The following is a 23,735-nucleotide window of genomic DNA, read 5'->3' on the forward strand; positions in this document are numbered from 1 at the left end:
CGTGCGGGGCGTAAACAGGTCCCGTCCGGGCCGTCTTACCCAAGGGGAAACTACCAAACATGGAGCGTGTGACACTACGGATTCCGAAGCAGCAGATTGAAGAGGTCGAACAAATGGTCGAGACGGGCGAGTACCCCAATCGGAGCGAAGCGATTCGCTCGGCGGTGCGGGAGATGCTCGCCGAGGAAGGCTCCGAACAGGCCTCCGAAAAGAAGCGGTCCTGGGCCAAGGTGTAACGATGCAGGATATCGTCAACGAGGCCCTCGAACGCGACGAGCAAGAAAAGAAGAAGATGTCCGACGAGGACGTCGACGGGTTCGGAGACCCGCGCATCGTCATCGTCGGCTGTGGTGGCGCCGGCAACAACACGGTCAACCGCCTGTACAACATCGGCGTCGAGGGCGCTGACACCGTGGCCATCAACACGGACAAACAGCACCTCAAGATGATCGAAGCCGACACGAAGATTCTGGTCGGCAAGTCCCTCACCAACGGCCTCGGTGCCGGTGGCGACCCATCGATGGGCGAGCGCGCTACGGAGATGGCACAGGGCACAATCAAGGAAGTGCTGGGCGACGCAGACCTCGTGTTCGTCACCGCCGGTATGGGTGGCGGCACGGGGACTGGCGCGGCCCCGGTCGTCTCGAAGATCGCCAAGGAACAGGGCGCAATCGTCGTCGGCATGGTGTCGACGCCGTTCAACGTCGAGCGAGCGCGGACGGTCAAGGCCGAGGAAGGCCTGGAGAAGCTCCGCAACGAGGCGGACTCCATCATCGTGCTTGACAACAACCGCCTGCTCGATTACGTCCCGAACCTGCCAATCGGCAAGGCGTTCTCCGTGATGGACCAGATCATCGCCGAGACCGTCAAGGGCATCTCCGAGACCATCACCCAGCCGAGCCTCATCAACCTCGACTACGCCGACATGACATCCATCATGAACCAGGGCGGCGTCGCGGTGATGCTGGTCGGCGAGACCCAGGACAAGAACAAGACCGAGGAGGTCGTCAAGGACGCGATGAACCACCCGCTGCTCGACGTGGACTACCGCGGCGCAAGCGGCGGCCTGGTCCACATCACTGGCGGCCCGGACCTCACGCTGAAGGAGGCCGAGGGCATCGCACAGAACATCACCGAGCGGCTCGAGGCCGACGCCAACGTCATCTGGGGCGCGCGGATTCAGGAAGAGTACAAGGGCAAGGTGCGAGTCATGGCCATCATGACCGGCGTCCAGTCCGCCCAGGTGCTCGGCCCGACGACCCAGAAGCAGGCCAACAAGTCCCGCGAAGCAATTCAGGAAGTCGGCGACGACACGTCCTTCGACGCGTCCGACAACGTCGAAAGCTTCGACAGCCCCGCCCCGAACGGCGGGAGTCAGAACAGCGGCGGTCGAACCACCGGCTACAGCGAGACCGACGGCGGGCAGGACCAGCGCGAGAAGAACAACGGACTCGACGTCATCCGGACGAACAAGTAGCGACGTCTACGACTTTTCTTTCGGTTTCTACGGCCGCGAGCGACGCGATCGGTACAATAGTATACAGAACCGATACGTGTACGTCGGGATGTCAGACACGCGCGTCAGACCGCTTCCAGCGCGTCCAGCAGATTGCACTTCCGGCAGAGGTCCCGCGCCGTCGGTGCGCCGCAGTTGTCGCACTCGCCGTAGTCGGTGTCGCTGTTCTCGCCGCCGTAGGTGTCGGCGGCTAACGCGGCGAGTTTTTCGTAGCCGGCCATAATCGAGTGGCGGGTTCCGGGGTGGTTCTCTTCGAGGCCAAGCATGAGCTCCTGTATCTCGCCGCGGTAAGCCTCCTCGGCGTGGGGACATTCGGTGATGTGCGCCGGGAGATCTTCGAACCGGGCGTACAGCGCGACTTCCTTCTCCGGGATGTCACGGAGCGGCTTGGCCCGTGGGATGTGGTGGTCTTGCGCCTCACGCGTCTGCTCCGTCGGTGCGTCGGCGGACGAGTCGAACGGTCCCAGCGACGCTTCGAAATGCTTGGCGATCTGTGAGATATCGCCTTCGAGGAAGTTCATCAGTGCCGTCTCGGCCTCGTCGTCGAGGTTGTGGCCGGTCAGCAGTTTGTCCGCGTCGAGTTCGTCCGCGTACTTCGAGAGGAGGTCACGGCGGAACACACCACAGTAGGCGCAGGCGGCCATCCCCTCGGGGTCGTCCTCGACGACGTCGTCCATCTGGACGCCGAACTCCTCGGCATAGGAGACGGTGACGTGTTCGATGCCGAGGTCGTCGGTCAGTTCCTCGCAGGCCTCCAAACTCGCGTCGCGGTATCCCTCGATGCCCTCGTGAATAGAAAGGGCGACCAGTTCGATGCGGGGGTCCTCGGCGAACGTGTCGTGCAGAATCTGCGTGAGAACGACGCTGTCTTTGCCGCCCGAAAGGCCAATTACCCATGTCTCGGGGTCTTCGACTGTGGCGTCGTCGGACACGAGCCCGTCCTCGCGGATGCGACGGCGGACCCGTTTCGTGACCGCTCGGCAGAGATGAGACTCACAGAGGTGAAGCCCGGAATAGGCCGCATGTAACACCGCGTTCTCGCCGCATTTGTCGCACTCCATCGTGACGAGTAGTCGTGGCCGCAATGGTGAGAGGGTTTCGTCTCGGCCACGACAGGCCAGGTCGTACCGAATTGATCACAGCCACACTCACAGCGTGTCGGGGCCGTGCTGTAACGCGTCGAGGACCATCTCGACGGTGTCCTCGCGGCCGCTCGACGAGAACAGTTCGTGGCCGCCGTCGTACAGCCGGATGCGGTCGGCCGGCAGGCGCTCGCCGACGGCACGCGGGTCGACGACTGTGTCCGTGAGCGAGCAAAACGCCGCGGCGGCGTCCCGGGCCGGGGGAAGCGACCGCTGTGCCCGCAGCACCGTCCGAAGGAAGGCGGGTGAAACCGACGACGGGGCGTCCGCGAGCTGCCGGGCCGTCGCCAGGTCGCCGATAGAATCGGCGTCCAGCGTGTCAATCGGGATGAACGGTCTCGTGATTGGCAGGGACGCGATAGCGTCGAGCATCGGCCCCGGAACCGGGAAGTCACTGTCCCACCATGGGCTCAGGTACACCCGATTGCCGATGCCATCGGCGTCGAGGTGGGCCGCTGTCAGCCCGCCCGCACTGTGCCCGAGCAGGTCGAACCTGTCAAGGTCGGTAGTGTACTCCTGAATCGGCCCGACCCACTCCCGCCGGTAGTCGGAGATGTGTGTCGGCAGTTCGACGGCGTGGACGCGGTACGCTGCCGCAAGCTGGTCGATGAGCCACTGGACGTTCCGGTGTCGACACCGGTTCCCCCAGCCGAGGACGAGCAGGCAGTCCTGGGTAGCCCCCTCGTCGTACACGCGAATCTGCATACGCGACGTTCCCGCGGCGGAGACATAAGCCCGGGTGAACGCCTGACAGCCGCCCGTCGTGTTGCCGGCGTGGGTAGCCAGTTGGTGCGCTCAGGGCCGCCACGATAGCCACGCCCCGTGTGGCTCGTAGTCGGCGAGACGTGTCGTTTCGATGTCGCCATCAGTCCAGCGCCTCCAGTCCAGCCCCACCGACTCGCCGCCCGACAGGTCCCGCTGACCGGTGAGCCAGTGCAGCGGGCGCTCGGCCATCAACTCTTCGAGAAACGCCGTCAGCGCCTCGCTCAGTTCCGCCGAGACCTGATACAGCACGAGCGTGTTCACGACACAGACCGGTACGTCGGACGGAATCTCGTCGAGTACCGCTGGCAGGTCATCGAGCATATCGCCCTCGATAAGCTCGGGTGGGTCGTCCCGCGCAACCGACAGCGAACCGTCTAAAACGGCGCGCCGCGCCTCGTGTTCGGGCCAGACGAGCGCGCGGAGCCAGTCCCTGTCGGCCTCGTCGGTCACGTCGAGCGGATTGCGGTCGATGCCAACCCGGGAGCGGATAGCTGGAGGGGTCTCTGGAAGCGGCGGATCGCCGCGCCGGACGCTGCTCTCGATGGTGACTAGTGAGTCGCCGTTACCCACTACGCGACCGTCGTAATCGTAGCGGTAGCGGTCGAACAGGAGGTTCAGGCCGGCGCTCGGCCCGAGTTCCACCAGCGCGAGCGGCCCGTCGGCGGCGCGGGCCACCTGTGCGACGGCCGGATAGAGGACCGCGCTGCGCCGCACCGCGTTCGTCTGCGTGCGCCGACTCCGCAGGAGCGCCCGGATGTCGTCGGCATGGTCGAGACAGAACGCGCGGAAGGCCGGGAAACACTCCTCGTCGGGATCGCGCGCCGACGGGGAGACATTCGAATAGTACTCGGCCAGCCGGTGGTCCGGGTGACGCCGAAGCAGGTACTGGACCGCGGCCAGCAGGAGGTGCGGGGCCTGGCGGCCCGCCGGTGCGGTCGCCGCGAGGTCCAGTATTTGCCGGTCCGTCGCGGCGTGGTGGCAAAGGTGGGCGTACAGGGGGGAGGAATCGTCAGCCCACTCAGTCAGGTCCCGGAACTGCGTCTGGAGGGAGGACATAACGGCGGAGACACCGCACTGACAGATGAGTGTTCGGCTCCCGGTAGATACTATTTAGACCGTCACACATGTAGCTGGACCAATGAGTCTGTGCCGGCAAAACGAACTCGGACGAGTCACAGTCCTCACCGCGACGAGTGGGTGCGGGATACTCTCACAGGTGGGGAGTCATGGGAACTGAGTCCGCGGACGTGGCCGTCATCGGCGGCGGTGTCGCCGGGATGAGCACGGCCGCACGATTGCAGGCAGACGGCTACTCGACGGTCGTTCTCGAACAGCACCACAGCGTCGGCGGCTGTGCGGGCTACTACGAGCGGGCGGGGTTCCGGTTCGACGTCGGCGCGACAACACTCGTCGATTTCGTGCCAGAGGGTGTCGGCGGCAAGCTACTGTCGGCCGTCGGCTTCGATCCCCCAGCGATAGCGATACAGGACGCCTACGATGTCTGGCTGCCGGACCGGACAGTGACGCTGTACCGCGACCAAGCCGACTGGGACGCCGAGCGGCGTACGAAACTCGGCGACGACAAGCGACATCTCGCGTTCTACGACTTCATCGACGACCTCTCGGCGCGGCTCTGGCGGCTCACCAGAACAGACGTCAAGATGCCGATACGGAGCGTCGGCGACCTCGTTCGGAACGCCCGTGCGGTCGGCCTTCGGGACCTTCCGCTGGCCAGATATCTCCGCTGGACGATGGCCGACGCGATGCGCGACCACGGCGTGTACGACGACCGACCGCTCCGAGCAGTCGTCTCGATGCTCGTCGAGGATACGGTCCATGCCACGCTCGACGACGCGCCGCTGTTGAACGCCGTCCTCGGGATGACGATCCGTCGGACGGGGCTGGGCCGGGCGACCGGTGGGATGTACGGCTTCTGGGAGTCCTTCGTCGACCAGTACACGGACATCGGCGGGCGAGTCGAGACCGGGCGAACCGTGACTGCGGTGACCGACTCCAACGGCGGCTTTCGCGTGGACTCGGCGGCTGGTCCGGTCGACGCAGACCAGGTCGTCAGCACTGTCCCAGTCCCCGTTACCAGAAGCCTCGCGCCGACGGTCGTCGGCGACAGACTCGACGACTACTGTTCGATGCTGCAAGCCCACGAAGGGAGCGCAGTCGTGCTGTTTCTCGGCGTCCCGGCAGCCGAGGTCGACAGCCGCGAGCGGACGCACCACCAAATTCTGCAGGCCTACGACGAACCGCTGGGCAACGGGAACAACATGTTCGTCTCCGTCTCCGCGCCGGGTGACGACGTGAGCGCACCGGCAGGACACCGGGCAGTCATGCTATCCACCCACTGTGCAGTCGAGCCGTGGCAAGGCCTTGACGAGGCGGCCTACGGGGAACAGAAGGCGGCCGCTCGCGAGCAACTGTTGGCGGGCGGCCGGACCGTCTATCCCGACCTCGGGACCGACCCGGTCGTCTCCGAGGTGGCGACGCCGGTCACCTACGAGCAGTTCACGAAGCGACCCCGCGGGGCTGTCGGCGGGTACAAGCAGACGCGGGCAAACGCGAACCAGGGGGCTGTGCCACAGAACATCGGTATCGAGGGGTTCTACCTCGCGGGCGACACCACCTGGCCGGGGCTTGGCACCGTCGCCTGCGTCAAAGGGAGCAAAATCGCGGCCGATCACGTTCGTCGGTGAGCATCACAAGGTGGCATGGCGAGCCGCAACGCGACGGGCGCGGAGAGTCAGCGTTTAGGCCGCCCGACCGGTAGAGGGGACAATGAGTATGGACCGTCCGGAGGCAGTCGAGCGCGTCGAGGAGATCGTCACGACGGTCGAAGCGGAGACGATGCCGGTCCCGGTCCGGGAGGTGTGGGTGTACGGCGACGTGGCGCTCGGGCTGGACCCGGTCGAGCGACTGGACGTGTACGTCACCAAGGACATCCTGTTCAAGGACGCGCCGGAGCGCGCCGAGGAGTTCCAGCGCAGTCACGGCGTCGACGGCGTCGGCAAGACCGTCCGCGCCGCGTGGGCCGACGAGCATCCCGAGTACATCCGCGCGAACGCCAACGGCCACGCCGCGCCCGAAAAGTGCCTCGCCGCCCACCTCCTGAACGACGACGAGCCGGTCCATCTGGAAGTGTGTAACGCCTCCTTCGAGGACAACGTCACCCAGCGGCTCAAGGGGGCGAAGATGCGAAACGACTACGAGCAGATTCTGGACCCGCGCGGGGCCTGCCTGTGGCTCGACGGCGAACGGTCGCCGGAGGCGTTCCAGAAGCTCCGTGACAACGAGTTCGTCTTCCCGACGCTGACCCAGTCGCTGTCGATGCTCGGGATGGACGAGACGGAGGCCGGCGACGCCGCCGACGCGGTCAAAGAGTACCGGGCACAGCAGGAGGGAGCGACGGTTCGGGGCGACGTGGTGTAGGCGGTCGCCGCCGGCTTTGGTAGGCCGATTACTGCAGCCAGGGCGCGGCGACCGTCGAGAATCGATGTCCGCAGGCGGGACATTCGACGAGCCCCGAGCCGCGCTCGCCGTCGTCGACGGCAGCGAACCGGCGGCTCCAGGTAACGTGTCGGCACTCCGGACAGCGGCGGACGAGCGGTGGTATCATGTGGAGACGCGAATCGGTACGTGTCGTCCGTAGCTGCTCGCCCCGCAAGGGTCTATCGGCGGGTGCCATCGCCCCGCGCGGAACCGCTGGGCGCGAACACAGCCCATGACAACTACAACGCGATTTTGAGCGAACGGAAGGGATACACCCACACCACGGGAAGGGAATCGTATGCAACGGACGCGACGAGCGACCCTGGGACTGGTCGGTGGCATGGCAATGGGTGGCCTGAGCGGCTGTCTCGCGCCGGGCGGGAACGGCAGTGGGGACGGCGGCACGGAAACACGCACGCATCCGTCGCCGGGAACTGCTCCCGGCACCGAGACGGACGACGGAGCCACCGACACCGAGACGGAGGACGGCGGCACGGAGACGGCCACCGACGACGAAACGCCGACGGACACGCCGGACGGGCTGCCCGGCGACCTGGACCGGGTCGATACACCGCCATACGAAATCGAGGACATCGAGTGCGACTTCGACAACTCCGGCGAGGGCGACCGCGACCCGCTGTATCTCTGTGCGAACATGCCGGCCGAGCCGTCGCTGTCGTTCGAGCAGGCGTCGACGCGAGGGACGCTGTTTGCCGACGAAGGGCTACGGACGGGTTCAAACGACAACGGTGACCAGCTCTACGCGACACTGCTGACAGACGCCGACGACATCGAGCGACTCGAAGACAACAGCGGTGACGCCTACAGTCTCGCCGCCGACACCGACTTCGAGAGCCACGCCGTGCTCGTCGTCCAGACTGGCTGGGGGTCCGGTTCGATCGTCCCCCACCTGAAACGCATCGAGGAGACGGCGGACGGCATCCACGCGTTCGGCTGTTACACACAGCCCTGTGTCTACACCAGCGATTTCACCGCCCGGTCGACGGTCGTCAGGTTCGAGCGCCCGGACGCACTCGACAGCGGCGTCGTCAGCCTGACCGTCGACCCGTCGACACGGTACAACGTGGCGACGGGCGAGGACGTAGTGACAGTCGACCGGTCGGAGTGACCCCCTGATTCTTTGCGACCTGCCGGTGAAGCGACAGCTATGGCAGCCCTCCCGATTCGAACCCTCCACGTCCTCGCGATGGCGGTCCTCGTCGGCGGCACGACCCTCCTCTGGTACAGCTATCGGAGCGGCGCTATCGCTTCGCTCGCGCCCGCGCGACAGTTCGAGTGGCTGTTCTGGGCCGGCGTCGGCGTGCTCGTGTTCACCGGCGTCGGCAACCTCGGCGCGCTCGGGCCGCCAGGACCCGGAACCGATTGGGGCCGAACCCTGCTGGCGAAACTCACCGTCGTCGTCGCCCTCGTCGTCGGGTCGGTCGTCCGAACCCTTCTCCTCGTTCAGGCCAGCGACCGCGAGGCCACGTCCGGCGACCTGCCTCCGACCCTCCAGCGCACACTCTCGCAGGCCTACGGCGCGACGGCAGCGGTCCTCCTCGGTATCGTCGTCCTCGCGGAGGTCCTCGCACATGGCTGAAGACCAGCGTGAGCGGAGAGCTGAAAGCGAGATAACGACCGGGGCCGAGACTGAGCCAGCGCACACCGCGGAACGGGCCAACGCGCGACCGGTCTCGCTCGTGACGTGGACGCTCGCAACGTTCGACACCGCCCTGTTCGTCCTGCTCGGCGTCCTCGCCGCCCACGCGAGCGGCGGCCTCGCCGACCTGCTCGCCGGGCTGAACACCCTCGTCGGCGTGGCCGTCTTCTGCTACCTCTGGGCGCTGTTCGTCCTGGCGGTCCGATGGGTTCACGGCCGGGTGGCGCTCGACTCGGCCGGAGTCAGCACGCTCGTCCTCCACGGAGTTGCGGCCGGCTGTGCCACCGGCGTCGCGTTCCTGCTGGGACTGTTCGCAGTGGCACTCGTACCGACAATACAGAGCGGCGGGGTCCGACTGCAGGCGGTGCTGCTTGTCTTGCTCATCGGGGCCGGTGTCGCCGCTGTCGTCGGCGGCGTCGTCGGACTGGTCGCCAGCCTGCTGGACATCGCAGTCTACGGACTGGCGGGCTACCTGCTCCCCGACGCCGGGAGCGAGCGGGTCACGGAACCTCGCCGACGGTAACGAAGAACGGCACCGTCTCGCGGCGTTCGTAGGCCTCGTCCTGCATCTGTTCGATTACGTCCCGGCCCATCGACCGCCAGCGCTCGCGGAGCGCGTCGTACTCGGCGGGCGTCGTATCGCCGTTGAGAATCGTCTCGCGGTTGTGTGCCAGTCCGGTTCCAGTGGCTTTCCGCTGGGCCGCCTGCATCGCCGCGTCGTCGTAGGGCGGCTCGATGCGCTGCTCCTGGTCGTACTGCGTCGTCGAAACGACGGTCAGCTCCGCATCGCTGAACACGTCGGCGGCGTCACTACCGAGGGTCACGTCTGTCCGCACTCCATCGAGAAAAAGCCGGCGAGCGCGGCGGGCCAGCATGGGCTCCGCGTCGACGGTCGACTCAACGGTGACGGCAGCGTTGTTCGGCTCGATGGCAGCCACCCGGTCGGTGGCGACGCGGGCGAACTCCCGCACCGCGATTTCGGGGTCAGGGAGGTTGATGAGCAACGCCTGACACACCACCAGGTCGAAGCTGTCGTCGCCGAAGGGGAGTCGCGTCGCGTCCCCGCAGACGATCGGGTCGCCGGCGGCGGCCAGCAGGTCCGTATCGGCGTCGAGGCCGACGACCGTTCCGTCGGTTTCCTCGCGGAGGACGCGGGTCAGCTCGCCGGTCCCACACCCAACGTCGAGGACGCGCTCGCACTCGCCCAACTGCAAGTCCGTGAGCGCCTCGCGGGAGTCGCCCCACATCCCCCGGCGGGTGGTTTCGAGGTAGTCGGCGGAGAACCTGCGCACAGTTCCGCAGAGTCGAGTCGGCCCCAAAAGTACCGCGGTCGAACGCGGTCGCTCACCGCGCCACAGAACCGAGAGAAGTCGGACCTACTGCGCCCGATGGCGGCTATTCGCCGCGGAGTTCCTTGACGCGGTCGATGTTCCAGGCGAAACTCTTGCCGTTCTCGGTCGGCGTCTCCAGCACCAGCGGCACGTCGCGGATGGCGTCGTGATTGACGAACGCGTGCATGCCGTCCTCGCCGATGTGGCCCTCGCCGATGTGGGCGTGTTCGTCCTTGTTCGTCCCGCACTCGTGTTTGGAGTCGTTGAGGTGAACGCAGGCGAGGTCATCGAAGCCGACAACCTCGTCGAACTCCGCGAGCGTCTCGTCGACGGCCCCGGGCGTCGAGAGGTCGTAGCCCGCGGCGAACATGTGGGCCGTGTCGAGACAGAACTCGATGTCCTGGTCGGTTCGCTCCCGGACCGTCGCGAGATGCTCGAACTGGCCGCCGAGCTTCGTCCCGCTGCCGGCGTCGGACTCGACTAGCACGGTGACGCCCTCGGGGATGTCGAGGTCGTCCAGCACGCTCGCGGCGTTGTCCAGGCCGCCGTCGACGCCCGCGCCGGTGTGAGCGCCGAGGTGGACGTTGACGTACTCGATGCCCAGCTTCGCGGCGGCGTCGACCTCCTTTTGCATCGAATCGAGGGACTTCTCGCGGAGGTCGTCTTTGGGCGTACAGAGGTTGACCAGATACGACGAGTGGATGACCCACGGGCCGACGCCGTGGTCGGCTGCGAGGTCGCGGAACTGCTCGGCTTCGTCGTCGTCGATGTTCGGGTCCTGCCAGACCTGTGGCGAATGGGAGAATATCTGCCCGCAGTTGCCGCTGTACTCGACCTGTTCCTCGACGGCGTTGTAGACACCGCCGGCGATAGAGGTGTGTGCCCCGACTCGTACCATGCACACCGGTCGGTGATGCCCGACAAAAGAGGTTCCGGAGTGCCACGGTCGGTTATAGCTCGTGTCCGGATTTCGCCGGGCGGGACGACAGACCGGGGAACAGGGATACCCGACCGCCTCAGACCCACTCGCGAACGGGCGGGATCATGCGGAGGCTCGATAGCGCGAGGTATGCACCGAACAGGACGAGAACCACGCCGATGGCCGCTGGAAGCGGCGTTGCTGACATTAGTAACGCTGCGCCCCAAGAGGCCAGTACGATGCCGATACCGACCAACATGAGCGTGCCGAGCGCGCCAAGCACTGCGTCCTCGGTAGCCACCCGAACAACCGCGTACAGTTCTTCCTCGGAAAGCGTTGCGGCGCTGCCGTCGGCTGCCTGAGGGTCGGCGGAGGTGTCGGCAGCGTCGTCATCAGCGGGGGACGAGACCATGCCACTGCTTGGCCGGGTTGCCACAAAACGGTGACGTAGCTCTGTTGTCAGGAACGTTGGACAGTCCGCCCTCGTAGCCCGTCATTGCAGGCGTGAGGGTCACGATGAATCGACCACCGCACCGACATCGGTGACCTCGCTGTCGAATATATTCTTATCAATAGCCAACTATCTAGTTTTGAGCGTCTTCAGTCGACTGATAATCGACTTATACTGGTCTCGATAAGTTAGTAATAGCCAAATGACCGAATCACAGGCCGCAGTAGATGAAACACGCGAGTTCGAGTTCGTCTTGCAGTTCGACGCGGGAGCCGATAGCCTGATGGACGTGTTCCGGCAGCACGAAAGTCTCTCTGTGTGGTCCTCGGCCATCTTCGTCGGTGACGACCATATGTGGCGGCTGGACCACGCGAAGGGGACGCCCGAGGCCCTGAGTGCGTTCGACGAGGTCTTCCTGGACGAAGATCGCTGTAACGAGTGTTTCGACGTCGTGAGCTGTGATACGACGCGGACGTACCACGTGCTGGACCGCGGGGAAACGTCGCGGACGGTGTACACGTTGCGTCGCGAAATCAGCGGCTGTCAGTCGCTGCCGAGTTTCCTGCACCGACACGTCAGTGACGGGGCTATCTTCGAATCCCGGCGGACTGGCGACGAGTACCGCTGGCGCGTCCTCTATCCGGGGTCGAACCCCATCGGCGAGGTGTACGACAGAATCGAATCGAGCCTCCGCGATGGCGTCACACTCTCGGTGTCTCACATCACCAGTGCTGGAAACTGGAAGGCCACCGAACGGGTCGCGACGAACTTCTCGCCCCAACAGTGGCGGGTGCTGAAGGCCGCCGTGACCCACGGCTACTACGAGCGGCCGCGGGAAGTCTCGGTCAAGGACCTCGCATCGATACTGGACGAGCCCCGGTCGACCGTGCAGTACCAGCTCCGGACTGCCGAGGACCGCCTTATCTCGCAGTTTGTCGAGGAAACACTCTGAAGGGCGAACTTTCAGGGTAGGACGCGGCTCGTGGTGGCCCGGCACGGCCGTCATCGCCGGACCGCACCGCCAGCGTCAGGGCGACCGTCGAATCCACTCGTCTGCGTCGAACTTCTCTTCCGCGTGCTCGCGTGCGCATGCCAGTTCGTCGTCCGTCCACGAGCCCTCGGTCGCGTCGACCCACTCGGCCAGCGTCGAGCGGAGCGTCTCGACAGCCTCGGCGCGGTCGATATCGGCGTACTCGTCTATCGCTCCGACGCGTTCGGTGAACCGCTCCGAGTCGGGGTCGGCGGTGAAACAGCCGCAGTGGCGGTCGGGGCGCAGCGAGACGGACAGGGAACCGTGCTGGATGACGGCGTCCTTCTGGCGGTACTGGGCGTTCCCGCTGAGTTTGCGGCCATCGGGGCCGACGATATCGTGGGCCGGATGGAGTTGCCGCAGGTAACAGGCCGGCTGGTGGACCGCCGACCGCTCGTCGTCGGCAAACGACGCGTCGACGCCCATGCGTTCGAACGCTTCGAGCACCGGCTCGCAGAACTGCTCGTAACACGCCATCAGGTCGCCCGGCACGGCCTCGGCCGGCGCGATGATGCCGTACGAGATATCAGCCACGCTGTCGTGGTAGATCGCCCCACCGCCGGTGGGCCGTCGCGTCACCCCAACGTCCTCGCGCTCGCAGAACTCCCAGTCGATCGTGTCGGGGTCCTGTCCGTAGCCCAGCGACAGCGTATCGGGCCAGGTGTACACTCGAACCGTTGCCGGACCGCCAGCGGCGACGGTTTCGGCAGCGGCCGCTTCCAGCGCCATCGTCATCGGTCCGGGTCGTGTTTCCTCGCCGATGACGCGCCACTCCAGGTCGGCCAGTGACATACCCGGGCTTCGTGACGCGATGCGATATGAATTGCGGGCTATAGTAGCCATTGAAAATCAATGCACACCTGATCGCACGATGGCAGTGTGATCAGTGTGTAAATCGTTTCAATTGTTACTATAGCAGCGGGTGGAATGACTGACGGGGTCGTTGTTTATGCAAAGAGCCAGAAAGCCCCCGCTCGCTCGACTCCTGCGACTCGCTGCGCGCTTCCTCGCTCCTCAACGTCGCTCGTCAGTGCTTGCATCGCCTCGAACGTCGAGCGAGCGGCCCCTTTCAGTCCCAGCCGTAGCCGGTTGGACAAAGAATGCTGGGCGGGACTGAAAGGGGCGTTGTCGGCGCTGTGCGCCGACTGCTCGGGAGACCGCAGGTCTCCCGGTGGGCGGCTGGACGAAGGCGGGCGATGTAAGCACCACAGGAACGACCGGAGGGAGTGACAAGGAGCGCAGCGAGTCCCCCGAGTTCAGCCGGCCGGGGCTTTCTGGCTGTACAAACACCTGTTTCCGATCACGAGAGCGACAGAAGTGGGTCCTAGCCCTGAACGTTCCCGCAGTCGGTACAGGTGAGTTCGAACCGGCCCTCGGCGAGGGCGACGCTCTGGGTCGTCTCCGCGTCACACTCCGGGCAGTGCGCTCTCGATTCCAAGTCGTCCCAGTCGTGAGTTGCACCGGGCGCGCCGAAGGCCCAGCCGACGACGCGCTCGTCGCCGGCGTTGTATCCCTGCTGGAACTCGCCGGGTTCGAAGCGAATGAGTTCGCCGCCCGAGACGTCGACCTCCTCGCGGTCGAGGCCGACCTCGAAGGTGGTCTGTCCCTGCTCGATGTAGAACACTTCTTCCTGGTCGTGATGGCGGTGGAGGCTCCCCGAGAAGGAGTCACCGGGTTCGAGTTCGAAGTAGTTCGCCGCGAAATGCTCGGTCCCGAGTTTCCGGGAAACGGGCTTGCGGATGTCGTGTACCTGCATCGGGTTCCGTTCGACCGGTACGTCGTCGATAGTTACTGTGTCCATGGTCAGTGTCGTCCTGAGTCGGGCCACCGCTAGCCCCTGGGGTGTGTTCGCAATCCAGCATTAGAAGGCACTGTTCCGGAGTTTATAGTTTTTCGGGAAGACATACGGTAGTCAGCCGCTCCGGCGGTCCCCGGGCAGTGCGGACTACTCCGCTGGTACGGGACGCTGTTCGAGTACGTCAGCCATCACATGAGCCTCGGCCTTCCTGAGGTGTTCAGCGGCAGTTCCGGGGGCACAGCCCAGTTCGTCGGCGACGTCGTCGACGCTCCCCTCGCGGGGGTCAGCGTAGTACCCGCAGTCGACAGCGGCGGCGACAGCCTCGAACTGCCGGTCGGTGAGCGCCGCGCCGGTGTCGAGCCGTCGGCTGTCGTACTCCCCGATCTCCCGCACGTCGACGGAGACGCCGTCGGGCACCGTCTCGACCGCCTGCTGGACCGTCCCGCCCGGGCCGACCAGGGTGAGCCCGACCGTCCCGTCGGCGCGGTAGACCACCGGCGAGACGATGACCAGACCGGCCCGCGTAAGGGCGTCGACGAGGTCGTGGCCGGTCGTCGACGGCGAGTCCTGTACGTAGAGGTAGAACGTCTCGTCGGGGCACGTCGAAATGGCGTACTCCCGGACGGTGTCAGCCTGTTCCAGCGCCGCCCGGTAGGGCTCCGGCGGGAAGCCGTCGACATGAAACAGCAGCGTCTGGAGGTCGGCACCTATGTCGTTGCCCCGGAGGAGATAGCTCGCCTCGTAGCCGTCGTGCTCGACGACGAACTGATGCATCGGGTGGCGGACCTCGGGGGCCATCCACAGCGAGAGCGTGACGTATTTCATACCTGGCTGTTCCGAGCAGTATTTAAAATAACCTCGGGCGTGAGGGGATAGTCCGAGGCACTCGGCCGCCGAACGCACGGACACTGAGATGGCCCAGACAGTCCACCGCACCGACGACGTCCATCCGCTTATCGAGCCGATTGCCGACCACGTCCTCTCCACCGAACGCCACGAGAACGCTCCGGCTGTCGTCATCCGCGCTGACGAAGTACAGACCGTCCTCTCGACGCTGAAAGAGAATGTCGGCTTGGACCACTGCGCCTGCGTCACGGCACAGGAGTACGCCGACCGGTTCGAGACGATCTATCATCTGCGACGCTACGCCGACCCGACACAGGAACTCTCGGTCGTCGTTCCGACGCCCAGGGAGTCGCCGAGCAGCGAGTCAGCCGCACCCGTGTACCCGACGGCGGCGTGGCACGAGCGGGAGGCCTACGACCTGGTCGGCATCGAGTACGCGGACCACCCTGACCTCCGGCGCATTCTCCTGCCCGAGACCTGGCAGGGCCACCCGCTGAGCCGGGACTACAATCAGGACCAGCCACAGATCGTCTCCTTTCGCGAGCACGAGCGCCTGCTCGAAGACCGCCGCGAGGGGCCGGAGACGATGCACCTCAACATGGGGCCACACCACCCTTCGACTCACGGCGTCCTGCACCTGAACGCCCAACTCGACGGCGAGCAGGTGGCGGCCGTCGACCCCGACATCGGCTACATCCACCGCTGTGAGGAACAGATGTGCCAGCAGGGGGGGCTACCGCCACCAGATCATGCCCTACCCGGACCGTTGGGACTGGGGCGGGGCCGGGCTGTTGAACGAGTGGGCCTACGCCCGCACGGCCGAAGACCTCGCCGACATCGAGGTGCCGGCGTATGCCCAGGTCATCCGGACGATGGGCGGCGAACTCTCGCGAATTCTCTCGCACATGCTCGCGGTCGCGACCTACGCGCTGGACGTGGTCGGGGAGTTCACCGCCACCTTCCAGTGGGGGGTCCGGGACCGCGAACTCGTGCAGGACATCCTCGAGGACCTCACCGGCCAGCGGCTGATGTTCAACTACCTGCGGCTGGGCGGCGTCGCCTGGGACCTGCCCGAGCCCCGCGAGGCGTTCTTCGAGAAGATACGCGCGTTCCTCGACGACCTGCCGCACAAGCTCACGGAGTACCACGACATGCTCACCAGCAACGAAATCCTCCAACTGCGAACGGTTGACACGGGCCACCTCCCGGCCGAGACCGCGAAGGCCTATGGCTGTACCGGGCCGGTCGCCCGAGCCTCCGGCGTCGACTACGACCTCCGGCGGGACGACCCCTACGGCTACTACGACGAACTCGACTGGTCGGTCGTCACCGAGCAGGGCGGCGACAACTTCTCGCGCCTGCTCGTGCGCCTGCGCGAGGTAGAGGAGTCCGCGAAGATTATCCGCCAGTGCGTCGACCTACTGGAGGATTGGCCCGAGGACGACCGCGAGATTCAGGCCAACGTCCCCCGCACGCTCCGGCCCGACCCCGACGCCGAACTCTACCGCGCCGTCGAGGCCGCGAAGGGCGAACTCGGCATCTACATCCGCTCGGACGGGACGGAGACGCCGGCCCGGTTCAAGATCCGCGGCCCCTCCTTCTCGCACGTCCAGGCGCTGTCCGAGATGGCGCGTGGCGAGTACATCCCCGACCTCGTAGCGACGATAGGTAGTCTGGACACCATCATGGGCGAGGTCGACCGGTAGGCCGGCACCCATCTGCGACGAACACAGCCAGTGAGTTTTGTACGCCGGGCACGTACGTCCGGTGATGACTGAACAAGCGACATTCGCGGGCGGTTGCTTCTGGTGTACGGAATCGGTGTTCAAGCAGGTCGACGGCGTGACCGATGTGGTCTCGGGCTACGCCGGCGGCCACGTCGCCGACCCCAGCTACGAGGCGGTCTGCCGCGGGGAAACGGGCCACGCCGAGTGCGTCCAGCTCACTTTCGATCCGGACGAGGTGAGCTACGAGGACCTGCTCGCGGTCCACTTCACGACGCACACCCCGACGACGAAAGACCGGGAGGGCAACGACGTCGGCACGCAGTACCGCTCGGCCGTGTTCTACCACGACGAGGCCCAGCGCGAAACCGTCGAAGCCCTCATCGAGGAGATAGAGCCGGGCTACGACAGCGACATCGTCACCGAAGTCGAGCCGCTGGAGACGTTCTATCCCGCGGAAAAGTACCATCAAGACTACTTCGAGAAGAATCCGGACCAGAGTTACTGTCAGTTGACCATCCCGCCGAAAATCGAGAAGCTCAAAGAGAAACACGCGGAACTGCTGGCATGAGCTTCGAGTACACGACGGAAGTCGAGGTCCGGTACACGGACATCGACACGTACGGCCACGTCAACAACGCGACGTACGCGACCTACTTCGAGGAGGCTCGCATCGACTACCTGCACGACGTGGTCGACTGTGGCGAAGCGCTGCTCTCGGGCAGCGAGTCGGGCACCGGCATGGTCATCGCGAACCTCGAAATCGATTACATCCAGCCGGTCCGGATCAGTGACTCCGTCGCCGTTGCCGTCCGGGTGCCCCGTCTGGGCGGGAAGAGCTTCCCCTTCGAGTACGAGGTCCGGACCGAGGACGGTGTGGCTGCGACCGGGGAAACGACTGTCGTCACGTACGATCGCGACACGGAATCCTCGCGTCCGATCCCCGAAGACTGGCGGGAGGCGATCACGGAGTTCGAGGGGCTGTAGCCACAGCCGATAGCGTGACGCCGCCCATTTCGTTCCGCCACGCTAGAAATCATCGAGCCGACCGGTGGTTTTATTTTTCATCGAGATGTTGTATTGAAAACATATGGAATATAGTACCGACCTCGGACGGCGCGCCCTCTTTGCCCTCGCAGGCGTAGCACTCCTCCTCGTGGTCGGGTTCGTCCTGTCCCAGTTCCTCCCGACGCTCGTGTTTACCGTCTTCCTGTACTACGCCAGCCGACCGATCTATCGACGGCTCGGGCGGCTTCCGCTGCCCGATTCGTTCCTGAATCGAGCCGTCCCCTACCAGAAGCAGGTCCACGCGGCGGCCACGATCTTCTTCTTTCTCCTGCCGTTCGTGGTTCTGGTCGGCTACACGCTCGTCCTCATTGTCCCCGAATTACAGGCGTTCTTCGGCGAGGGCGGCTTGGGCGCGGCGTACCTCGCGCAGTTCCAGGATCTCCAGGGTGGTTCACTGCCGGGGCCGCTCGCCGACCTCGGCTTCACCGATTTGCTGGCAATGGGACCGGCTGAGGTGATCGACCTGTTGCGAAACGCGACAGTCCAGTCGTGGCTGGGGCAAATATCCGATACGCTCATCGGCTCCGTGAGCATGCTTACGGCGCTACTGCTGCGCGTGTTCATCGTGTTCGCTGGAACGTACTACCTGCTTACCGACGGACCGCGCCTCGTCGGCTGGTTCCTCGACACCTTCGACGGGTCGGGCGTCCTCAGGGAGTACGCGGCAGCAGTCGACGAGGAACTGTCCTCGATTCTCTTCGGGAACATCCTGAACGCACTGGTGACTGGTGTAATCGGGATTTTCGTGTTCTCGCTGTACAATCTGGTCGCTCCCGGCTCAGTGCAGATTCCGTTTGCACCACTCGTCGGCGCACTCACCGGCATCGGGAGCCTCGTTCCTGTCGTCGGAATGAAAATCGTCTACCTGCCCGTCGCTGCACTGCTTGCGATCTCCGCTGTCGTCACGGGACAAACGGCGGCCCTGGCTTGGGTCGTTCTCTTCCTCGCAGTCACGCTGGTCGTCGTCGACACCATCCCGGATTTCCTGATTCGGCCGTACGTCAGCGGCGACCTGACCCACATTGGCCTGTTGATGTTCGCGTACATCTTCGGACCGATCGTGTTCGGATTCTACGGCATCTTCCTTGGCCCGATTCTGCTGGTCCTTGCCGCCCAGTTCTTCCGGATTCTCGTTCCCTACATCATCACGGGCTCGGTCGAAACGACGCAAACGTCGCTCTCCGACTACGACTCCGCGGAGTCGTAACGGGCTATCCGTTCCCGAGTCGAGCGCTGGCGGTCCCGAAGTCGAGACAGCGACTGTCTACTGACGAGTCGACTCGGTCGAGCCACCGCAGTTCCATCACCGAGAGCCGGTAGTGACACGTCGACGGCTCGATCTGTTGCCAGTAGATGTATCGGACGTCGGGTACTGGTTCGGCCTCGTCATAGGCCGCTGGAAGGTCGTGGGTTTCGAGGTCCGACATCGGCACCGGTCCCGGCGTCTCGACGGGTGTGAAGACGACGCCGACGCTACCGAGGAAGGCGACGTTCACGACGAGGACCAGCGCAAGGACGACGCCGAGATTCTGCGCCTGTTGTCGGTCGCGAAGCACCGTCGCGATCATGCCGATACCGATTGCGACGAACGCGAGCCCCGGAATGAGGTCGGTGTAGCCGCCTGTTTCGAAATCGACGAACAGTATCAGAAACGCGAACCACGCTGCGCCGACCGGAATCCACCATTCGGTGCGCCCGGCAACGCCGTCAGTGTCTGTGAAACAGCATCGAGCGGTATGAGCGAGGCCGAGCCCGCCAAGCAAGACGAACGGTGACGCCCATTTAAAGTGGACGACACCGGCGACGAACCGAGCGAGCAACGACGCGTGTTCCTCCGTTTGTAACGGTACGAGGAGAACCTGAACGACCATCTCCGAGGCTGAATGCCAGAGGAGAAACACCGGCATCAACATGACGACGGTAAAGCCGAGACCGCCGGCGACGACACGCTCAAGCGCCCGCGTGTCGCGCCGTTGGATCGCTAGACCGACCACGATCAGCGGGAAGATGGCCCCAGCCTGCCAGTATCCAACACTGGCTGCCGCAGCCACGCCGCTCAGTGCCGGGTAGCCACGCGTGTACAGATATATCGCCAGTAATCCACAGAGAACGAGGAGGTATTTCGCTTTGAACCCATACGCCGGCCGGACGGCAAACCCCGGCAACAGGAACATCGACAGGCCAGCCAGCAGCGCAGCGATATCATCGCCAGTGATGTCATAGACCAGTATCACGACGAGTCCGACGATTGCACACACCGCACCGCTCATCAGCACCACGCTGAGGAGGTGGAGTCGGTACATATCGCCACCGGACAGCAATGCCAGTATCCCGGTCGTCTCGTAGGACAGCGGCAACTTCGGTTCCCAGGCGTCGACGTACAACCGCCCTCCGCGTGTCAAATACCAGCCGAGATGCTGGAAGATACCGGCGTCGGGTGCCATGGGCGGTCGAGTGGAATCGAGTGTGATTGTCAGGAAAACGTACAGTTGCGTGCCGACGGCAAACAGTACCGGAAACGCGAGTCGTCTATCGTGGGGATGGAGGGCAAGCGAGCGAAGCAGATCTCTGAGTTGATCTTTGTTTCGTCTGCTCACACGGGCTGTTTGTGTTCAGGTGACCAAAAGTATAGACTAATTTAGAACATATTCAGTAGCCAAAGGCAGCTACTGTTCGCATTACATATACTGCTACCGAGATTAGGATTGTGTTTTTAGATTGATGTGTCGCTCGTGATTCCGTTCAGACACCGTTCATATAAAGGGAGTCTGCAACCGTTCAGAGCCCGTGTTCACGAGTACTCAGTCGTGATTTGAGCTACAGAAACGGTAGTACAGCGGTGATACCCGACCGATAATACTACTATATGAGCCTGTACCATGTGGGTTAAAGTATTCCCTACTCGGCAGGACATTGTCTCAGACGCTGTTGGGCGCGAAACATCGAAACCAAGTCCGTATCGGAGTAGCTAGATACCCATATTAAAGCAGTATATCCAGCACGAGGGAACCTGGGCCCGCTTACGAGCGCACTGTGCTTTGATCTGACTCAGCACGGGGACGCTGGACTGGGTTTGAAACGTCTACTCGGCACGGAGCGACTGACAAGACCAACACTGGATACTCCGCAGAACAGCCCGCTCGCCCACCAGCGGTACTGATCGGCACATCGACAGTCCGATTGCAAACCGAACAGCGACGAGGCCGAGACATGATTTTGTATAGCGAATACTAATTTATCAATGCCCTCCGCCGAACGCGTCGGCCTTTTACCAGTTGGCCCAGTAGAGAACCCTAATGGTCCAGAACGTGGCTTCAGTGATGGCGGAGCTGGAACCCGAGGACTTCCATCTGCTCTCCGGCGTCGAACAGGGGATGCGGTTCTCGGAGTACGTCGCCCGCGAGAAGTTGACCGAGTTCTCCCGGCTGACGACGGAAGACGTCGACTACCGGCTCGACCGGTGTGCGGACCGGGGGCTGGTCGAGCGCAAGACCATCCAGTACGAGGGGTTCAAACTCACGTTCGAGGGGTACGACACGCTTGCGCTGCACACCTTTGCCGAGCGCGACACTATCGAAGGAGTTGGGTCGCCGCTGGGCGTCGGCAAGGAAAGCGACGTGTACGAGGCCCAGTCGTACAAACCGGTAGCGCTGAAATACCACCGCGAAGGGTACACCAATTTCCGTGAAGTGATGAAAGAGCGGGAGTACACCGCCGACCGCGACCACGTCTCCTGGCTCTACACCGCCCGGAAGGCCGCCGAACGGGAGTACGATGCCCTCGAAACGCTGTATCCGGACGTATCAGTCCCACAGCCTATCGACACGAACCGCCATGCGATTGTCATGGAGAAGATAGACGGCGTCGAACTCTCCCGAACGAAACTCGAACCGGAACAGGTACTGCCGATTCTGGATCTCGTGCTTGAGGAGATGCAGACGGCCTACCGCGAGGGGTACGTCCACGCGGACATGAGCGAGTACAACGTCTTCGTCACGAACGAGGGCGTCGTCGTCTTCGACTGGCCCCAGGCCGTCCCGACCGACCACGAAAACGCCAGGGAACTGCTAACCCGCGATGTGGAGAACATCGTGAGCTACTTCGAACGAAAGTACCCGCAGGAAATCAGCGACGTGGACAGGGACGCAGTCGCCGAACGGCTGGCGACCGACGCGTTCGAGTCTATTACCGAGTTTACCGAGTAGCGACGTTTTAGCCGCTACTCACCTTCTGTTGGCTGTTCACGGCCGAGTCGGAGCTTGACCGATCGCGGTCGAAATAAACCATATAGTGCGATATCAAATCGGTCAAACCGTACTGAACGGGTCGGTTCGAGACAGCGGTGAGAGAAGCGGTGTGTTCCCGGTAGCGAGGCCGAGTGCCACGCGACAGACTCGCTTCGCCGAACAGTGGGTTCAACTGTTCCTTACCGAGCTTCACAGATTGGATTAGGCAGTCCTAAAAACCGCAGACGTTTTATATTATTAGGTTGGCCTAAAACATATGGCAGACGACGGTACTGCGTGCGGGGCACAAACGGGGAGAGACCCGCAGAGGACTCGATGGCGAGCGGTGTCGTATCGTCGAGGACGACGTCGGCACCCTTCGCGGGGTAGCGGCGTGCACCGCGGGCCATATCCCGAGGTCCCAGTGGCGAGCAGTTGCTCGACCGCCCGTGCTCTGCCGACACTATTGGGGGGCGTCTGCCTGATGAGTGGCGACAGCGGTAGCGGGATATCGGGGGAACCGAACGATGGGTAAACGCCCTCAACGGTCGCGCGCTCGACTGTGGACTTGGGCCTACGCGGTGGTCTTCGGGACCGGTGAGCAGTCGACAGGGGAGTCGACGGCCAGTACGCCCGCAGCAAGCGGCGGGGATGGGGCGGATTCGGCGGAGCGATGAGAACGGCACCGGAGTATTTGCTGGCGATCTACATCGCACAGCACCGGGATGACCCGCCAGTCGCACCGGGAGAGTTGGGGGAGATGCTCGATCGGTCTCCGGCGGCGGTGACGGAGATGTGCCAACGACTTGCCGAAGACGGTCTCGTCTCCTACGAGCCCTACGATGGGGTGACGCTAACTGAATCGGGGCGCGAGGAAGCCACAGAGTTACACGAGACGTACGTGACCGTCTCGTGGTTCTTCCGAGGCGTGCTAGATCTCGACGACCACGAGACGGAGGCGATGGAACTGGCCGGTCTGGTCAGTCCGATGGTCGCCGAGCGGTTGGCGGCTACGCTCCCCTGTGACGCCGGGGCGGAGGGTACACGGGGGGTTACCGATTCAGACTCGACGACCTCCGATGGGGACACTGCGTGAGGGGGCTGTACTGTTCAAGACCTATTTTAGGCCGTGCGAAAAGTTGATAGAATTGATATAGTAAAAATTCGGCCTGCCAAGATTCTGGGTTTTGGCGGCCTAAAAGATGATATTTTAGGCCTCCCAAAACACCAATTTTATGATATGTTGGTGTGTAGGTAGAGCTGTCATGAGCGCAGAAGGACTCGAACGACAGACGCGTAACTACTTGAGCAACAACGTCCCGCAGATCCAGCAACACGGCGGCAACTTCGAGGTCCGCGAGGTCGACGAAAGCGCAGGCACAGCCACCGTCGCTATCGGCGGCGCGTGTTCGGGGTGTGGCATCGCTCCGATGACGATGAAGGCAATCGAACAGCGACTCCCCAAGAGCGTCGACGGGCTCGAAGACGTCGAAGTCGTCCGCTCTGGCGGACCGCGCGCCGCGGTCATGCCCTCGAAGACCGACGACATGGAGGAGATGGACGAGTACGAGGATTACAGCCCGCCGTTCTGAGCGCCCGCTCGTATCCGGATCGCAACTGTCGACATTTGCCCGGTACTGACCGGGACTGGGTTTTATTCACACCGGACAGCGTTCGCCGTCGAGGAGAGATCGGTTGACCGGTCGGGCTGCCGTCAGTGTGTGGACGGAGTCAGGTAGCTATCTGTGAGGATTCCGGGGC

25 protein-coding genes and 1 pseudogene are annotated in these 23,735 nt (G+C 64.0%); 16 read left to right on the forward strand and 10 right to left on the reverse strand.

What is annotated here, in order from left to right:
* The first annotated feature begins 59 nt into the window (after window positions 1-59).
* On the forward strand, window positions 60-236 hold the full coding sequence (locus ACNO8S_RS12200) for a ribbon-helix-helix domain-containing protein (protein WP_004515010.1): 177 nt from the start codon (window positions 60-62) through the stop codon (window positions 234-236).
* A 2-nt stretch (window positions 237-238) separates the two neighbouring features.
* Window positions 239-1,477 (forward strand): cell division protein FtsZ, encoded by a 1,239-nt coding sequence (ftsZ, locus tag ACNO8S_RS12205; protein ID WP_151103750.1) that lies wholly within the window; start codon window positions 239-241, stop codon window positions 1,475-1,477.
* A gap of 104 nt (window positions 1,478-1,581) precedes the next feature.
* Here the strand turns inward: ftsZ and ncsA are convergent, their stop codons facing one another.
* The 3 genes from ncsA to ACNO8S_RS12220 form a co-directional block, all read right to left on the reverse strand.
* Window positions 1,582-2,577, reverse strand: a complete 996-nt coding sequence (gene ncsA / locus ACNO8S_RS12210) for a tRNA 2-thiolation protein NcsA (protein ID WP_050037020.1) — start codon at window positions 2,575-2,577, stop codon at window positions 1,582-1,584.
* An 87-nt stretch (window positions 2,578-2,664) separates the two neighbouring features.
* The gene (locus tag ACNO8S_RS12215; RefSeq protein ID WP_420182001.1) at window positions 2,665-3,363 is read right to left on the reverse strand and encodes an alpha/beta fold hydrolase; all 699 of its coding nucleotides are present in this window, start codon (window positions 3,361-3,363) and stop codon (window positions 2,665-2,667) included.
* Between the two features lie 90 nt (window positions 3,364-3,453).
* Window positions 3,454-4,479, reverse strand: a complete 1,026-nt coding sequence (locus ACNO8S_RS12220; RefSeq protein ID WP_336328971.1) for a DUF2332 domain-containing protein — start codon at window positions 4,477-4,479, stop codon at window positions 3,454-3,456.
* Between the two features lie 170 nt (window positions 4,480-4,649).
* Here ACNO8S_RS12220 and ACNO8S_RS12225 point away from each other — a divergent pair, with 170 nt between their 5' ends.
* From ACNO8S_RS12225 to ACNO8S_RS12250, 6 genes are all read left to right on the forward strand, one after another.
* On the forward strand, window positions 4,650-6,128 hold the full coding sequence (locus ACNO8S_RS12225) for a phytoene desaturase family protein (RefSeq protein WP_420182002.1): 1,479 nt from the start codon (window positions 4,650-4,652) through the stop codon (window positions 6,126-6,128).
* An 88-nt stretch (window positions 6,129-6,216) separates the two neighbouring features.
* A complete protein-coding gene (locus ACNO8S_RS12230) occupies window positions 6,217-6,861 on the forward strand; it encodes a DUF7095 family protein (RefSeq protein WP_050038247.1) in 645 nt (214 codons plus the stop codon).
* A 64-nt stretch (window positions 6,862-6,925) separates the two neighbouring features.
* On the forward strand, window positions 6,926-7,081 hold the full coding sequence (locus ACNO8S_RS12235; RefSeq protein WP_154020789.1) for a hypothetical protein: 156 nt from the start codon (window positions 6,926-6,928) through the stop codon (window positions 7,079-7,081).
* 138 nt (window positions 7,082-7,219) lie between these two features.
* Complete coding sequence (locus ACNO8S_RS12240; protein ID WP_420182003.1) at window positions 7,220-8,050, forward strand: hypothetical protein; 831 nt, start codon at window positions 7,220-7,222, stop codon at window positions 8,048-8,050.
* Window positions 8,051-8,089: 39 nt separating this feature from the next.
* Window positions 8,090-8,521, forward strand: a complete 432-nt coding sequence (locus tag ACNO8S_RS12245) for a CopD family protein (RefSeq protein WP_420182004.1) — start codon at window positions 8,090-8,092, stop codon at window positions 8,519-8,521.
* The gene (locus tag ACNO8S_RS12250; protein ID WP_420182005.1) at window positions 8,514-9,104 is read left to right on the forward strand and encodes a hypothetical protein; all 591 of its coding nucleotides are present in this window, start codon (window positions 8,514-8,516) and stop codon (window positions 9,102-9,104) included. Before ACNO8S_RS12245 ends, ACNO8S_RS12250 begins: the two co-directional genes overlap by 8 nt.
* Here ACNO8S_RS12250 and ACNO8S_RS12255 read toward each other — a convergent pair.
* From ACNO8S_RS12255 to ACNO8S_RS12265, 3 genes are all read right to left on the reverse strand, one after another.
* A complete protein-coding gene (locus ACNO8S_RS12255; protein ID WP_420182788.1) occupies window positions 9,082-9,828 on the reverse strand; it encodes a class I SAM-dependent methyltransferase in 747 nt (248 codons plus the stop codon). The genes ACNO8S_RS12250 and ACNO8S_RS12255 overlap by 23 nt on opposite strands.
* 148 nt (window positions 9,829-9,976) lie before the next feature.
* Window positions 9,977-10,810 (reverse strand): deoxyribonuclease IV, encoded by an 834-nt coding sequence (locus tag ACNO8S_RS12260; protein WP_146416935.1) that lies wholly within the window; start codon window positions 10,808-10,810, stop codon window positions 9,977-9,979.
* A 118-nt stretch (window positions 10,811-10,928) separates the two neighbouring features.
* Entirely contained in the window at window positions 10,929-11,243 is a 315-nt protein-coding gene (locus ACNO8S_RS12265; RefSeq protein WP_008308090.1) for a hypothetical protein, read from the reverse strand.
* A 241-nt stretch (window positions 11,244-11,484) separates the two neighbouring features.
* Here ACNO8S_RS12265 and ACNO8S_RS12270 point away from each other — a divergent pair, with 241 nt between their 5' ends.
* Window positions 11,485-12,234: a helix-turn-helix domain-containing protein gene (locus tag ACNO8S_RS12270; RefSeq protein WP_064288789.1), complete on the forward strand. Its 750-nt coding sequence runs from the start codon at window positions 11,485-11,487 to the stop codon at window positions 12,232-12,234.
* Between the two features lie 75 nt (window positions 12,235-12,309).
* Here ACNO8S_RS12270 and ACNO8S_RS12275 read toward each other — a convergent pair whose 3' ends face one another.
* The 3 genes from ACNO8S_RS12275 to ACNO8S_RS12285 form a co-directional block, all read right to left on the reverse strand.
* Complete coding sequence (locus ACNO8S_RS12275; RefSeq protein WP_008308087.1) at window positions 12,310-13,104, reverse strand: lipoate--protein ligase family protein; 795 nt, start codon at window positions 13,102-13,104, stop codon at window positions 12,310-12,312.
* A gap of 532 nt (window positions 13,105-13,636) precedes the next feature.
* Window positions 13,637-14,113, reverse strand: coding sequence for a cupin domain-containing protein (locus ACNO8S_RS12280; protein ID WP_336328964.1), 477 nt, complete (start codon window positions 14,111-14,113; stop codon window positions 13,637-13,639).
* 144 nt (window positions 14,114-14,257) lie between these two features.
* Window positions 14,258-14,935: a helix-turn-helix domain-containing protein gene (locus ACNO8S_RS12285; RefSeq protein WP_420182006.1), complete on the reverse strand. Its 678-nt coding sequence runs from the start codon at window positions 14,933-14,935 to the stop codon at window positions 14,258-14,260.
* An 88-nt stretch (window positions 14,936-15,023) separates the two neighbouring features.
* Between ACNO8S_RS12285 and ACNO8S_RS12290 the strand changes: the two are divergent.
* The 4 genes and pseudogenes from ACNO8S_RS12290 (at window position 15,024) to ACNO8S_RS12305 (ending at window position 18,955) form a co-directional block, all read left to right on the forward strand.
* Window positions 15,024-16,662 (forward strand): annotated as a pseudogene (locus ACNO8S_RS12290) (NADH-quinone oxidoreductase subunit D).
* A 64-nt stretch (window positions 16,663-16,726) separates the two neighbouring features.
* Window positions 16,727-17,251 (forward strand): peptide-methionine (S)-S-oxide reductase MsrA, encoded by a 525-nt coding sequence (gene msrA, locus ACNO8S_RS12295; protein WP_023843406.1) that lies wholly within the window; start codon window positions 16,727-16,729, stop codon window positions 17,249-17,251.
* Entirely contained in the window at window positions 17,248-17,667 is a 420-nt protein-coding gene (locus ACNO8S_RS12300) for an acyl-CoA thioesterase (RefSeq protein WP_014041210.1), read from the forward strand. The genes msrA and ACNO8S_RS12300 overlap by 4 nt, the downstream gene beginning before the upstream one ends.
* 103 nt (window positions 17,668-17,770) lie before the next feature.
* On the forward strand, window positions 17,771-18,955 hold the full coding sequence (locus tag ACNO8S_RS12305) for an AI-2E family transporter (protein WP_050007077.1): 1,185 nt from the start codon (window positions 17,771-17,773) through the stop codon (window positions 18,953-18,955).
* Between the two features lie 4 nt (window positions 18,956-18,959).
* On the opposite strand, the gene ACNO8S_RS12310 is transcribed toward ACNO8S_RS12305, so the two are convergent.
* The gene (locus tag ACNO8S_RS12310; RefSeq protein WP_420182789.1) at window positions 18,960-20,192 is read right to left on the reverse strand and encodes a DolP-mannose mannosyltransferase; all 1,233 of its coding nucleotides are present in this window, start codon (window positions 20,190-20,192) and stop codon (window positions 18,960-18,962) included.
* A gap of 852 nt (window positions 20,193-21,044) precedes the next feature.
* On the opposite strand from ACNO8S_RS12310, the gene ACNO8S_RS12315 reads away from it, so the two are divergent.
* The 3 genes from ACNO8S_RS12315 (at window position 21,045) to ACNO8S_RS12325 (ending at window position 23,566) form a co-directional block, all read left to right on the forward strand.
* A complete protein-coding gene (locus ACNO8S_RS12315) occupies window positions 21,045-21,953 on the forward strand; it encodes a serine/threonine-protein kinase RIO2 (protein ID WP_008308075.1) in 909 nt (302 codons plus the stop codon).
* A 694-nt stretch (window positions 21,954-22,647) separates the two neighbouring features.
* Window positions 22,648-23,070: a metal-dependent transcriptional regulator gene (locus ACNO8S_RS12320; RefSeq protein ID WP_014041214.1), complete on the forward strand. Its 423-nt coding sequence runs from the start codon at window positions 22,648-22,650 to the stop codon at window positions 23,068-23,070.
* Window positions 23,071-23,239: 169 nt separating this feature from the next.
* Window positions 23,240-23,566, forward strand: coding sequence for a NifU family protein (locus ACNO8S_RS12325; RefSeq protein ID WP_014041215.1), 327 nt, complete (start codon window positions 23,240-23,242; stop codon window positions 23,564-23,566).
* Window positions 23,567-23,735 lie beyond the last annotated feature (169 nt).

It is taken from the genome of Haloarcula sp. KBTZ06, from assembly GCF_048595605.1.
GTDB classification, from domain to species: domain Archaea; phylum Halobacteriota; class Halobacteria; order Halobacteriales; family Haloarculaceae; genus Haloarcula; species Haloarcula hispanica.